Annotated in this window: 10 protein-coding genes; 7 read left to right on the forward strand and 3 right to left on the reverse strand. The window is 72.6% G+C overall.

Annotation, left to right across the window (positions count from 1 at the left end):
* Positions 1–1,425, reverse strand: coding sequence for a cytosine permease (locus tag IE287_RS07270; RefSeq protein ID WP_189848067.1), 1,425 nt, complete (start codon positions 1,423–1,425; stop codon positions 1–3).
* 195 nt (positions 1,426–1,620) lie between these two features.
* Here IE287_RS07270 and IE287_RS07275 point away from each other — a divergent pair, with 195 nt between their 5' ends.
* The 5 genes from IE287_RS07275 (at position 1,621) to IE287_RS07295 (ending at position 8,062) form a co-directional block, all read left to right on the forward strand.
* On the forward strand, positions 1,621–2,640 hold the full coding sequence (locus tag IE287_RS07275; RefSeq protein ID WP_189848068.1) for an agmatine deiminase family protein: 1,020 nt from the start codon (positions 1,621–1,623) through the stop codon (positions 2,638–2,640).
* A 134-nt stretch (positions 2,641–2,774) separates the two neighbouring features.
* The gene (locus IE287_RS07280; RefSeq protein ID WP_189848239.1) at positions 2,775–3,320 is read left to right on the forward strand and encodes a TetR family transcriptional regulator C-terminal domain-containing protein; all 546 of its coding nucleotides are present in this window, start codon (positions 2,775–2,777) and stop codon (positions 3,318–3,320) included.
* A gap of 75 nt (positions 3,321–3,395) precedes the next feature.
* On the forward strand, positions 3,396–4,751 hold the full coding sequence (locus IE287_RS07285; RefSeq protein ID WP_229883323.1) for an MFS transporter: 1,356 nt from the start codon (positions 3,396–3,398) through the stop codon (positions 4,749–4,751).
* 284 nt (positions 4,752–5,035) lie between these two features.
* Positions 5,036–6,667: a citramalate synthase gene (gene cimA / locus IE287_RS07290; RefSeq protein ID WP_189848069.1), complete on the forward strand. Its 1,632-nt coding sequence runs from the start codon at positions 5,036–5,038 to the stop codon at positions 6,665–6,667.
* Positions 6,668–6,721: 54 nt separating this feature from the next.
* Positions 6,722–8,062 (forward strand): hypothetical protein, encoded by a 1,341-nt coding sequence (locus IE287_RS07295; protein WP_189848249.1) that lies wholly within the window; start codon positions 6,722–6,724, stop codon positions 8,060–8,062.
* Between the two features lie 18 nt (positions 8,063–8,080).
* On the opposite strand, the gene dnaN is transcribed toward IE287_RS07295, so the two are convergent.
* Positions 8,081–9,190, reverse strand: coding sequence for a DNA polymerase III subunit beta (dnaN, locus tag IE287_RS07300; protein ID WP_189848070.1), 1,110 nt, complete (start codon positions 9,188–9,190; stop codon positions 8,081–8,083).
* Positions 9,191–9,355: 165 nt separating this feature from the next.
* Positions 9,356–9,967 (reverse strand): YceI family protein, encoded by a 612-nt coding sequence (locus IE287_RS07305; protein ID WP_189848240.1) that lies wholly within the window; start codon positions 9,965–9,967, stop codon positions 9,356–9,358.
* A 269-nt stretch (positions 9,968–10,236) separates the two neighbouring features.
* On the opposite strand from IE287_RS07305, the gene IE287_RS07310 reads away from it, so the two are divergent.
* Positions 10,237–10,746 (forward strand): hypothetical protein, encoded by a 510-nt coding sequence (locus IE287_RS07310; RefSeq protein WP_189848071.1) that lies wholly within the window; start codon positions 10,237–10,239, stop codon positions 10,744–10,746.
* A gap of 206 nt (positions 10,747–10,952) precedes the next feature.
* Positions 10,953–12,536, forward strand: a complete 1,584-nt coding sequence (locus IE287_RS07315) for an acyl-CoA carboxylase subunit beta (protein WP_189848072.1) — start codon at positions 10,953–10,955, stop codon at positions 12,534–12,536.
* Positions 12,537–12,560: the final 24 nt, after the last annotated feature.

Here is a 12,560-nt window from a genome sequence, read left to right on the forward strand (position 1 = left end):
TCAGTCGACCAGTGCGCCCGGGACGGCCTCCGTCCCGGGCGCGTCGCGTTCCGGCGCCGGGGTGAGGACCGCGTACAGCAGACCGCCGGTGAGCCCGGACAGCACGAAGCTGCAGTCGATCCCGCCGGTCAGGGCGAGCAGCGGGCCCTCGTACAGCGGGGTCGAGACGGCGGCGAGCCCCACTCCCGCGCCGAGCGCCCAGGAGGCGGTGGCGCGCGGGTGCCAGCCGGCCGCGTACCAGTAGATCCCGCCCCGTGAGCGCCGGTTGTAGACCTGGAGCGCCTCGGGGTCGTACGCGCCCCGGCAGCGCAGGTGTCCGATGAGCGTGATGACCGCCCACGGGGTGCCGATCGCCGTCAGGAGCAGCACGAACGAGGTCATCGCCGACTGGGCGTCCGAGGCGAAGTGCCCGAGGAAGACGAAGCCGGTGGCGACCGCCGCCACCACGAGGGTGGCCCGGGCGCGGGTGGCCCGGGGCAGGATCGCGTCCAGGTCGAGGCCCATCGAGTACAGCATCAGACCGGCGTTGCCGACCGATCCCGCGGTGGCGGCGATCAGCAGCGGGACCAGGTACCAGCCGGGGGAGGCGGCGACCAGCGGTCCGGCGTAGTCGAGCCCGGCGCGCGCGGCGAGCGCCGTGAACGTGCCGAAGAGCTGCGGCACCAGCAGGCCGACGAGGAGCCCGAGACAGGTGGCGCGCCAGACCGTCCGGGCGCTGTGCCGGGCGGGGGAGACGTACCGGGTGTAGTCGCCGAGCAGGGTGATGAAGGCGACCGGGCCGCTGAGGCCGGCGGCGACCGCCGAGAGCATCCAGGTCGGCCAGAAGGAGCCGAGCAGGTACGGGGTGTCCGGCACGGGCGCGGCGGTGAAGTCCCCGGCGTAGGCGAACAGGCCCACCGCGAGCAGGACGGTCATGCCGACCGCGAGCGCCTTGCTGAGCCGGAGCAGCAGCCGGTAGCCGTACACGGCGCCCACCACCGTGCAGGCCGCGAGCAGCGCGTAGACGGCGGCGTGCGTTCCGTCGCCGGTGGAGAGGCCGGTCAGGCGGGCGAGGGTGCCCACCATGACGTCGCCGCCGATCCAGAGGGTCAGGGCGGTGTAGCCGAGGGAGAGCAGCAGCCCCACCACCGAGCCGACGAGCCGGCCGCGGACGCCGAAGAAGGCGCCGGAGGAGGTGGAGAGGTTGGTGGCGGTGCGCAGGGACACCAGCGCCAGCGGGGCGGTGACGGCGACGCCCGCGACGGTGCCGGCGACCACGGAGGTCACCGAGCCCCACAGGCCGAGCCCGAAGGAGACGGGCAGCCAGCCGAAGACGATCACCCCCAGGCAGAGGTTGGAGCCGAGCAGGATCGCGACGAGGTCGCGGGGGCCGCTGGTGCGTTCGGCCTCGGGGATGGTGTCGACTCCGCGCTGTTCGATCGCCATGGGACCTCCGGGGAAGCGGTCGGGGAAGTTTTTGAGTGCTGCTCAATGTGACGTGGGCCAGTACTGCCCGTCAATCCTTGGAAGACTCCTTCTCAACATTTAGAGTGTCACTCAAACAGCGGGTGCACGACGTGCGACCGACCGCCACGAGCCCGTCCCCCCGAACAGCCGCCAACCTCCCCGAGGACCACGCCCATGACCGCGTACCGCATGCCCGCCGAGTGGACCCCGCACGAGCGGACCTGGATGGCCTGGCCCAGCCCCAACCCCACCTTCACCGACGAGGAGGAGCTGGCCGCGGCCCGCGGGGCCTGGGCCGCCGTGGCCCGCGCCGTCCGCCGCTTCGAGCCGGTGACGATGGTGGTCGCCCCCGGCGACCGCGAGGGCGCCCGCGCCCTCCTCGGCGACGACGTCGAGCTGGTCGAGCACGAGCTCGACGACGCCTGGATGCGGGACATCGGCCCCACCTTCGTCACCGACGGCACCTCCCTCGCCGCCGTGGACTGGGTGTTCAACGGCTGGGGCGCCCAGGACTGGGCGCGCTGGGAGCACGACTCGCAGATCGCCCGCCACGTCGCCGGCGTCGCCGGCGTCCCCGTGCGGAGCAGCTCCCTGGTGAACGAGGGCGGCGGCCTCCACGTCGACGGCGAGGGCACCGTGCTGCTCACCGACACCGTCCAGCTCGGCTCCGGCCGCAACCCCGAGTGGACCCGCGAGGAGGTCGAGCGGGAGATCCACGACCGGCTCGGCACCACCCGGGCGATCTGGCTCCCGCACGGCCTCGCCGGCGACTACGGCATGTACGGCACCCAGGGCCACGTCGACATCGTCGCCGCCTTCGCCCGCCCCGGCACCGTCCTCGTCCACAGCCAGCAGGACCCCCGCCACCCCGACTACGAGCGCTCCCGGCTCTACGTGGACCTGCTCCGCGCCCGGACCGACGCCCAGGGCCGCCCCCTGGAGGTCATCGAGGTGCCCGCCCCCACCGTCCTCAAGGACGAGGAGGGCGACTGGGTCGACTACTCCTACATCAACCACTACCTCTGCAACGGCGCCGTCATCCTGTGCGCCTTCGACGACCCGCACGACGAGCTCGCCGCCGAGATCTTCCGCCGGCTCTTCCCGGACCGCGAGGTCGTCCTGGTCGACGCCCGCACGATCTTCGCGGCCGGCGGCGGCATCCACTGCATCACCCAGCAGCAGCCGGCCGTCTGACCGACCGCTCGGGCGGGGGTCCGTCCGGCGCCATCCTGTAGAACGTACGAGTGAGTCAGCGCAGCAACCAGGCCCCCGCCCCCCGCCGCCGCAACCAGGCGGCCCCGCCCCGCGAGGACGTCTTCGCGGCGGCGATGGACACCGTCGCCGCGCGGGGGCTCGACGGGCTGACCATGGCCGGACTCGGCCGGCAGGTCGGGATGAGCAGCGGTCACCTCCTCTACTACTTCCGCACCAAGGACGAGCTGCTGCTCCAGACGCTGGAGTGGAGCGAGGGCCGGCTCGGGGCCGAGCGGGGCGCGCTGCTCTCCGGCCCCGGCAGCCCCCGCGAGCGGCTCGACGGCTACGTGGACCTGTACGTGCCCACCGGGCCGCGCGACCCGCACTGGACGCTCTGGCTGGAGGTCTGGAACCGGTCGCAGAACGCCGACGACGACGCCCGCGCCCGCCAGGCCGCCATCGAGCTCGCCTGGCACCGGGACCTCGTCGCGATCCTCGCCGAGGGCGTCTCGCGCGGCGCCTTCCGCCCCGTCGACGCGGACCGCTTCGCCGCCCGCACGCGCGCCCTCCTCGACGGCTTCAGCGTGCACGTCGCCGTCGGGATCCCCGGCACGGGACGGGGCGAAGTCCTGGCCCAGGTGCGGGAGTTCATCGACGAAACCCTGATTCCGCGACCGTAACGCACGCAAGTACTCCCGATCGTTGCCCCCTGCACCCTTGTCCGCCGCGGGGGCGCTCCGGCACGGTTCCGGGCCATGGGACGAGATCACTGGAAGAAGATCTGGATCGGCTCGGCCGGGAACATGGTCGAGTGGTTCGACTGGTTCGTGTACGCCAGCTTCGCCGTCTACTTCGCGGGCGCCTTCTTCCCCGAGGGCGACGACACCGCCAAACTCATGAACACCGCCGGCATCTTCGCCGTCGGCTTCTTCATGCGCCCCGTCGGCGGCTGGCTCCTCGGCCGGGTCGGCGACCGGAAGGGCCGCAAGGCCGCGCTCACCCTCACCGTCACCCTGATGTCCGCCTCGGCGCTGCTCATCGCCGTCGCCCCCACCCACGCCGTCGCGGGCTACGGCGGTGCCGCCGTCCTCCTCGTCGCCCGCCTCCTCCAGGGCCTCTCCGTCGGCGGCGAGTACGCCGCCAGCGCCACCTACCTCACCGAGGCCTCCGCCCCCGGCCACCGCGGCTTCGCCTCCAGCTTCCAGTACGTCTCCATGACCGCCGGGCAGGTCCTCGGCCTCGGCCTCCTGCTCGTCCTCCAGCAGACGATGTCCACCGAGGCCCTGCACTCCTGGGGCTGGCGCATCCCCTTCGTGATCGGCGCCCTCGGCGCCGCCGTCGTCTTCTACCTGCGGCGGAACATGCTGGAGACCGAGGTGTACGAGGAGACCGCCGACGCCGGCGTGGCCCCCGGCCGACAGGGCACCCTGCGCGCGCTCTGGGACCACCGGCGCGAGGCCTTCCTCGTCGTCGCCCTCACCATGGGCGGCACGGTGGCCTACTACACGTACACCACCTACCTCACCAAGTACCTCTCCAACAGCGCCGGGCTGCCGAAGCAGACCGCCACCCTCGTCTCCTTCTGCGCCCTGATCGTCTTCGCCTGCCTCCAGCCGCTCGCCGGCCGGCTCTCCGACCGGATCGGCCGCCGGCCCCTCCTCGTCACCTTCGCCGTCGGCTCCACCGTCCTGACCGTCCCGATCCTCACGATGCTGAAGCGCGCCGACTCCTTCTGGCCCGCCCTCGGCCTCTCGCTCCTCGCGCTGCTCGTCGTCACCGGCTACACCTCGATCAACGCCTGCGTGAAGGCCGAGCTCTTCCCCACCGGCATCCGCGCCCTCGGCGTCGCCCTGCCCTACGCGATCGCCAACGCGCTCTTCGGCGGCACCGCCGAGTACGTCGCCCTCTGGTTCAAGAACGCCGGCGTCGAATCCGGCTTCGCCTGGTACGTGGCGGGGTGCGCGGCCGTCTCGCTGATCGTCTACCTGACGATGCGGGAGACCCGCGACATCGACCTCGCCCGGGTGGGCGCCACCGGCGGAACCGGGGCCCCCGGACCGGGTCCCGTGCCCCCGGTCCGGAAGGAGACCGCCGTGGATTCCGCATCGTGAGATCCGCGTCCTGAACCGCGCGGGCCTGTGGCAGACTGCGGGCGTGCTTGCTACCACGATGATTATCGGCAGCAGCGCGCCGGTCCGCAGTGACCGCTGAACCCCGGGACCCCACCCCCGCGGCGGCGGCCACCGTGCCCCAGACCCGCGCGCAGACCTCTCGCACCCGCGAGGGGTTTTTTCGTTTTCCGGCCCCACCCACGCCGGAGACGGACGGCGCGTGAGAATGGGGGCAAGTGGATCCATACCTTCCGGAGCCACATCCGACAGGAGCCAACACAGTCATGACCACCGAGAACGGCGAGAGCCCCCGTCCGGGCGCCGGCCCGGCCGACGACAGCTTCCACGTCTTCGACACGACGCTCCGCGACGGAGCCCAGCGTGAGGGCATCAACCTCACCGTCGCGGACAAGCTGACCATCGCCCGGCACCTCGACGAGTTCGGCGTCGGCTTCATCGAAGGCGGCTGGCCCGGCGCCAACCCGCGGGACACCGAGTTCTTCGCCCGCGCCCGCCAGGAGATCACCTTCCAGCACGCGCAGCTCGTCGCCTTCGGCGCCACCCGCAGGGCCGGCGGCAGCGCCGCCGACGACCCGCAGGTCAAGGCGCTGCTCGACTCCGGCGCCCCGGTGATCACCCTGGTGGCCAAGTCCCACGACCGGCACGTCGAACTGGCCCTGCGCACCACGCTCGACGAGAACCTGGAGATGGTCCGCGACACCGTCGCCCACCTGCGCGCCCAGGGCCGCCGCGTCTTCGTCGACTGCGAGCACTTCTTCGACGGCTACAAGGCGAACCCCGCCTACGCCAAGGCCGTCGTCAGCGCCGCGCACGAGGCCGGCGCCGACGTCGTCATCCTCTGCGACACCAACGGCGGCATGCTCCCCGCCCAGGTCCAGGCCGTCGTCGCCACCGTCCTCGCCGACACCGGCGCCCGGCTCGGCATCCACGCCCAGGACGACACCGGCTGCGCCGTCGCCAACACCCTCGCCGCCGTCGACGCCGGCGCCACCCACGTCCAGTGCACCGCCAACGGCTACGGCGAGCGGGTCGGCAACGCCAACCTCTTCCCGGTCGTCGCCGCCCTGGAGATCAAGTACGGCAAGAAGGTGCTGCCCGACGGCGCCCTCGCCGAGATGACCCGGATCTCGCACGCCATCGCCGAGGTCGTCAACCTCACCCCCTCCACCCACCAGCCGTACGTGGGCGTCTCCGCCTTCGCCCACAAGGCCGGACTGCACGCCTCCGCCATCAAGGTCGACCCCGACCTCTACCAGCACATCGACCCCGAGCTGGTCGGCAACACCATGCGGATGCTCGTCTCCGACATGGCGGGCCGCGCCTCCATCGAGCTCAAGGGCAAGGAGCTCGGCGTCGACCTCGGCGGCGACCGCGCCCTCGTCGCCCGGGTCGTCGAGCGGGTCAAGGAGCGCGAGCTCCAGGGGTACACCTACGAGGCGGCCGACGCCTCCTTCGAACTGCTGCTCAGGGCCGAGGCCGAGGGGCGGGCCCGCCGCTACTTCCGCACCGAGTCCTGGCGGGCCATCACCGAGAACCGCCCCGACGGCACCCACGCCAACGAGGCCACCGTCAAGCTCTGGGCCAAGGGCGAGCGGATGCTCGCGACCGCCGAGGGCAACGGCCCGGTCAACGCCCTCGACCGCGCCCTGCGGGTCGCCCTGGAGCGGATCTACCCGCAGCTCGCCAAGTTCGAGCTGGTCGACTACAAGGTCCGCATCCTCGAAGGCCGGCACGGCACCGAGTCCACCACCCGGGTCCTCGTCACCACGAGCGACGGCAACACCGAGTGGGCCACCGTCGGCGTCGGCGAGAACGTGATCGCCGCCTCCTGGCAGGCCATCGAGGACGCCTTCACCTACGGTCTGCTGCGGGCCGGGGTCGACCCCGCCGAATGAGACCGACATACGCCAGGTATGTCTAGTTCGATCCCGTTCGGGTAATTTCGAACCATGAGGACCAGGGCGATATCGGTGTGGTCGGCCCTCGCCGGGCTGATCCTCCTGCTGCTCCTGGCCCTGGCCCCCGCGTCGGCGGGCGCCAGGGCCACCGGCGTCCCGGACGCGGGCGCCGCGCTGAGAGAGGGCCCGGTCTACGTGGACCCGGGCGCCGCCGACCAGCTCTCGAAGGCCGATGCGGCCGCCCTCGCGCAGCGGATCGTCGATGCGGACAAGCCGCTCTTCGTGGCGGTCCTGCCGGAGGGCGCGGAGTACCCGCCCCAGGGCCTCATCGACAACCTGCGCGAGCAGACCGGCCTCGCCGGCGTGTACGCCGTGCGGCTCGGCGACCGCTTCGACGCGAAGGCGGACACCCGGGTGCTGTCGGCGGGCGCGGTGGAGAACATGGTCGCCACCGTCACCCGGCCCGGCACCGACGCCGCCACCGAGCTGAACGCCTTCGCCGACCAGGCCCTCCCGGCCATGCGCGGCACCGCGCCGGACGCCTGGGGAGGCGCCTCCTCCGGCTCCGGCGTGCCGGTCGCCGGCCTCGTCACCCTCGGCGCGGTCGCCGTCGCCGGCGGGGCGGGCGCCTACGCCGTGGTGCGCGGCCGGCGGAAGCGGAAGGAGGCGGAGGAGCGGGCCGCCCTGGACCGGCTCCGGGTCGTCGTCGACGAGGACATCACCGCCTTCGGCGAGGAGCTGGAGCGGCTCGACTTCCACCCCGCCGAGCGCGGCGCCGACGAGGCGATGCGCGCCGACTACGAACAGGCCCTGGACTCCTACGACCGGGCGAAGTCGCTGATGGGCTCCGCCGCCCGGCCGCACGACGTACGGGGCGTCACCCAGGCCCTGGAGGACGGCCGCTACGCGCTGGCGGTCCTGGACGCCCGCCGCGGCTCACGCCCGCTGCCCGAGCGCCGCCCCCCGTGCTTCTTCGACCCGCGCCACGGCCCCTCCACCGGGGACCGCACCTGGACGCCGGCCGGCGGAGCCTCCCGGGAGGTGCCGGTCTGCGCCGCCGACGCGGCCCGCCTCGACGACGGCGAGGACCCGCACGCCCGCACCGTCGAGACCGACTCCGGCCGCCGCCCCTACTGGGAGGCGGGCCCGGCCTACGGCCCCTGGGCGGGCGGCTACTTCGGCGGCGGCCTCCTCCCCGGCCTCCTCGTGGGAACCCTCCTCGGCTCCGCGCTCTCCACCCCCGCCTACGCCTCCGAGTACGGCGGCCCGGACTTCCAGGGCGACGACTTCGGCGGCGGCGGCGACTTCGGGGGCGACTTCGGCGGCGGGGGCGGCTTCGGCGGCGGCGACTTCGGGGGCGGCGGCGGCTTCGACGGCGGCGGAGGCTTCTGAAGCGTCCGCCGACACCCCTCAGACCAGCGGCTTCACCGACATCAGCAGGTGGCGGTGGTGGTCGCCGGGGCCGTCGGTGAGGAGGGCGCGCTGGCCCGGGCCGAGGAGGTGGAGACGGACGTCCTCGGCGGTGAAGCGGGTCAGGGCGTCCAGCAGATAGCCGGGGTTGAAGGCCACCGTCAGGGCCTCGGCGCCGTCGAGCGCCGCGGGCAGCCGCTGGGAGGCGACGTCGTCCTCGTAGCCGGCCCGGAGCCTCAGGGCGGTCCCGTCGAAGGCGAGCTGCACCGGACTGTCGCCCTCGGCGACTACCGCGACCCGCTTCACGGCCTCGACCAGCGCGGCCCGGCCGGTGACCGCCACGGCGTGGTCGCCGAGGGCGAAGAGCTTGTCGTGGCGGGGGAGCCGCCCGTCGAGCAGCCGGGCGGTGGTGCGCAGGCCGGCCCGCTCGAAGCCGATGGAGTGCGCGTCGAGTCCGATCCGGGTCCGGCCGGCGCCCGCCAGGGAGCGGGCGGTCTCGGCGAGGCGGCGGGCCGGGACGACCACGTCGGCACCGGCCGCGGGGACCGCGCCGGCGCCGGGGTGCCACTCCAGGGTGCGGACCGCGTAGCGGTAGCGGTCGGTGGCGGCGAGGGTCATCACGGGACCGTCCAGTGCGAGCCGTATCCCGGTGAGGACCGGCAGCGAGTCGTCCCGTCCGGCCGCAGCCGTGACCTGGCCGACCGCCTCCGCGAAGGCCGCGCCGTCGACCTCGCCGAGGACCGGCGGGAGCGCCGGGGCGGCAGGGTGGGCGTCGAGCGGCAGCAGGGAGAGGCCGAAGCGGACGTCGCCGGAGGTGACCGAGAGCCGGGCGTCCTCGACGGCGAGCGCGGTCCGGCCGCGCGGCAGCACCTTGCAGATGTCGAGCAGCCGCCGGCCGAGCACCAGCGCGCGGCCCGGCACCACGGTCTCCGCCTCGACCTCCACGCGGGCCGAGGCCTCGTGGTCGAGTCCGAAGACGCTCAGCCGGCCGTCCTGCGACGCCTCCAGGAGCAGGCCGCCGAGGACGGGCATGGGGGAGCGGGCGGGCAGGACGCGCGCGGCCCACTCGACGGCTTCGGTGAGCACGGCACTGTCGATGCGGATCTCCATGCCGCCGACGCTAACGGCCGCCTCTGACAACGGCGTCGGGCACGGAAGCCGAGTGCCGGAAGCCGAGTGCCGGAAGCCGGAAGCCGGGAGCCGGAACGCCGAGCGCCCGCCGTCCGCCGTGGGGCGGAGGGCGGGCGCGCTCGTGTCCGGAGCCTGCGGGGAGGGTCAGGCGGCGTTCTTGATGGCGGAGATGTCGAAGTTCAGCTTCACCTTGTCGCTGACCATGACGCCACCGGTCTCCAGGGCCGCGTTCCAGGTGAGGCCCCACTCGGAGCGGAGGATCTCGGCGGAGCCCTCGAAGCCGACGCGCTGGTTGCCGTACGGGTCGGTGGCGGTGCCGTTGAACTCCAGGTCGATGGAGAGCGGCTTGGTGACGTCCTTGATGGTCAGGTCGCCGGTGATGCGGTACTTGTCGCCGCCCAGCTGCGCGGCCTCGGTCGAGCGGAAGGTCATGAGCGGGAACTGCTCGGCGTCGAAGAAGTCGCCGCTGCGCAGGTGGTTGTCGCGGTCGCCGATGCCGGTGTCGACGGAGGCGATCCTGACGTCGATGGAGGCGGCGGAGGCGGCCGGGTCGGAGCCGTTCAGCCTCAGGGTGCCCTCGTGCTCGCCGAAGGAGCCGCGGACGTTGGTGACCATCGCGTGGCGGACGGTGAAGCCGATGCTGCTGTGCGCGGCGTCGATGGTGTAGTCGCCGGTCAGGGCGGCCAGGGCCGGGTCCACGGGGAGGGTGGCGGTGGCGGTGGCGGACTCGGTGGTCTTGCGGCCGAAGAGACCCATGACGTGCTCCTTCTCGGGGGTGGTGTCGAAGGCGGGGTGTTGTTGAACCTTCAACGAGAACGACTGTAACCCCATTCCGTTCAACTTTCAACATCTCTCGCGAAGGTTCATCCGAACGGCCCCGCGCCGGGCCGCCCCGCCGGCTCGCGCGCCTTCCCTGACGCCCTCTGGCGGACGCGCGTAGAACTGCGGCACCATCTCCCTGCGCGACGAGCACCACCTGCACCACCGTCCCCACCCGTCACGGTCATCCGCAGGAGGCACCCCCCGTGAAGCTCCGTTCCGTCCTCACCGCCGTCGCCCTCGTCCTGGGGGCCCTCTTCGCCCCCGGCTTCGGCGCCCTCACCACCGCGGGCGACGCCCACGCGGTCACCAAGATCAGCCACGCCACCGCGACCTCGATGTTCCGCTCCTCCGGCATCACCTGGTCCTCGTCCGGGGGCTGCTCCGACCGCTCCAACCCCACCTGCACCTCCTTCGAGCAGCTCAACCTCGCCACCGCCCAGGGGGCCCAGACCCTCAGGAGCGCCAGCGGCTGCGCCCTCAACATCACCGGAGGCACCGAGACCGGCCACGCGGGCGGCACCTACTCGCACTGGAACGGGTACAAGCTCGACTTCGCCAAGGGCACCTGCGTCACGAACTACGTGAAGAACACGTTCACCTACATCGGCGTGCGGGGCGACGGTGCCCCGCAGTGGCGTTCCGGCGCCGGTAACGTCTACGCCGACGAGGGGAACCACTGGGACGTGACCTTCTACAACTGCGGCGGCTGCTGACCGACACCGGCGCACGGCGCGCGGGTCCCCCGAACGGCGGGGGCCCGCGCTCTGCTTTTGTGGTATCCCCACAAGCAAAGGGGGCCTCCGGCTGTGGACTCGCTCCGGGGTCCCCCGGGTTCTGTCCGTCCCCGCCAGGAATCGACACGCGAGACTGTACGGAGTCGACGGCGGGGTTTCCTTGGTCGAGTTCGTAGGGTCGGTACATGACCCTTGTCGACGAGATCCCGAGCGAGCCCACCGACGCACGTGGCCGCGTCGCCGAACTGCACGTCCTGCGCGAGCAGGCGCTGGCCGGCCCCAGCGAGCGCGCGACCGAGGCCCAGCACGCGAAGGGCAAGCTGACCGCGCGCGAGCGCATCGAGCTGCTCCTCGACCCGGGTTCCTTCAACGAGGTCGAGCAGCTCCGCCGCCACCGCGCCCAGGGCTTCGGCCTGGAGGCCAAGAAGCCCTACACCGACGGCGTCATCACCGGCTGGGGCACGGTCGAGGGCCGCACGGTCTTCGTCTACGCCCACGACTTCCGGATCTTCGGCGGCGCCCTCGGCGAGGCGCACGCCACCAAGATCCACAAGATCATGGACATGGCCATCGCGGCCGGTGCCCCGCTGGTCTCCCTGAACGACGGCGCCGGCGCCCGCATCCAGGAGGGCGTCTCCGCCCTCGCCGGCTACGGCGGCATCTTCCAGCGCAACACCCGTGCCTCGGGCGTCATCCCGCAGATCAGCGTGATGCTCGGCCCGTGCGCCGGCGGCGCGGCCTACAGCCCCGCCCTCACCGACTTCGTCTTCATGGTCCGCGAGACCTCGCAGATGTTCATCACCGGCCCGGACGTCGTCAAGGCGGTCACCGGCGAGGAGATCACCCAGAACGGCCTCGGCGGCGCCGACGTGCACGCCGAGACCTCCGGCGTCGCGCACTTCGCGTACGACGACGAGGAGACCTGCATCGCCGAGGTCCGCTACCTCCTGTCGATGCTCCCGCAGAACAACCGCGAGAACCCGCCGACCGCCGCCTCCGAGGACCCGGCCGACCGCCGCTCCGACGTCCTGCTCGACCTCGTGCCCGCCGACGGCAACCGCCCGTACGACATGCACAAGGTCATCGAGGAGCTCGTCGACGAGGGCGACTACCTGGAGATCCACGAGCGCTGGGCGCGCAACATCATCTGCGCCCTCGCCCGCCTCGACGGCCAGGTCGTCGGCATCGTCGCCAACCAGCCGCAGTCCCTGGCCGGCGTCCTCGACATCGAGGCCTCCGAGAAGGCCGCGCGCTTCGTCCAGATGTGCGACGCCTTCAACATCCCGATCATCACCCTTCTGGACGTCCCCGGCTTCCTCCCGGGCGTCGACCAGGAGCACGGTGGAATCATCCGCCACGGCGCGAAGCTGCTGTACGCGTACTGCAACGCGACCGTGCCCCGGATCTCACTGATCCTGCGCAAGGCCTACGGCGGCGCTTACATCGTCATGGACTCCCAGTCCATCGGCGCCGACCTGACGTACGCCTGGCCCACCAACGAAATCGCGGTCATGGGCGCCGAGGGCGCCGCCAACGTGATCTTCCGCAAGCAGATCGCGGAGGCCGAGGACCCCGAGGCCATGCGCACCCGCATGGTCAAGGAGTACAAGGCCGAGCTGATGCACCCGTACTACGCGGCCGAGCGCGGTCTCGTCGATGACGTCATCGACCCCGCCGACACCCGCCAGGTGCTCATCCGGTCCCTCGCCATGCTCCGCACCAAGCACGCCGACCTGCCGTCCCGCAAGCACGGCAACCCGCCTCAGTAAGACCCGGCACAAGGAGTCCACGAA

Source organism: Streptomyces omiyaensis, from assembly GCF_014650895.1.
GTDB lineage: Bacteria > Actinomycetota > Actinomycetes > Streptomycetales > Streptomycetaceae > Streptomyces > Streptomyces omiyaensis.

What these genes read in the sequence shown, in the direction of transcription:
- IE287_RS07285 (WP_229883323.1), top strand. Translation starts at nt 3,396, where the DNA reads ATGGGACGAGATCACTGGAAGAAGATCTGGATCGGCTCGGCCGGGAAC.
- IE287_RS07275 (WP_189848068.1), top strand. Translation starts at nt 1,621, where the DNA reads ATGACCGCGTACCGCATGCCCGCCGAGTGGACCCCGCACGAGCGGACC.
- IE287_RS07280 (WP_189848239.1), top strand. Translation starts at nt 2,775, where the DNA reads ATGGACACCGTCGCCGCGCGGGGGCTCGACGGGCTGACCATGGCCGGA.
- IE287_RS07270 (WP_189848067.1), bottom strand. Translation starts at nt 1,425, where the DNA reads ATGGCGATCGAACAGCGCGGAGTCGACACCATCCCCGAGGCCGAACGC.
- dnaN (WP_189848070.1), bottom strand. Translation starts at nt 9,190, where the DNA reads ATGGAGATCCGCATCGACAGTGCCGTGCTCACCGAAGCCGTCGAGTGG.
- IE287_RS07315 (WP_189848072.1), top strand. Translation starts at nt 10,953, where the DNA reads ATGACCCTTGTCGACGAGATCCCGAGCGAGCCCACCGACGCACGTGGC.
- IE287_RS07305 (WP_189848240.1), bottom strand. Translation starts at nt 9,967, where the DNA reads ATGGGTCTCTTCGGCCGCAAGACCACCGAGTCCGCCACCGCCACCGCC.
- IE287_RS07295 (WP_189848249.1), top strand. Translation starts at nt 6,722, where the DNA reads ATGAGGACCAGGGCGATATCGGTGTGGTCGGCCCTCGCCGGGCTGATC.
- cimA (WP_189848069.1), top strand. Translation starts at nt 5,036, where the DNA reads ATGACCACCGAGAACGGCGAGAGCCCCCGTCCGGGCGCCGGCCCGGCC.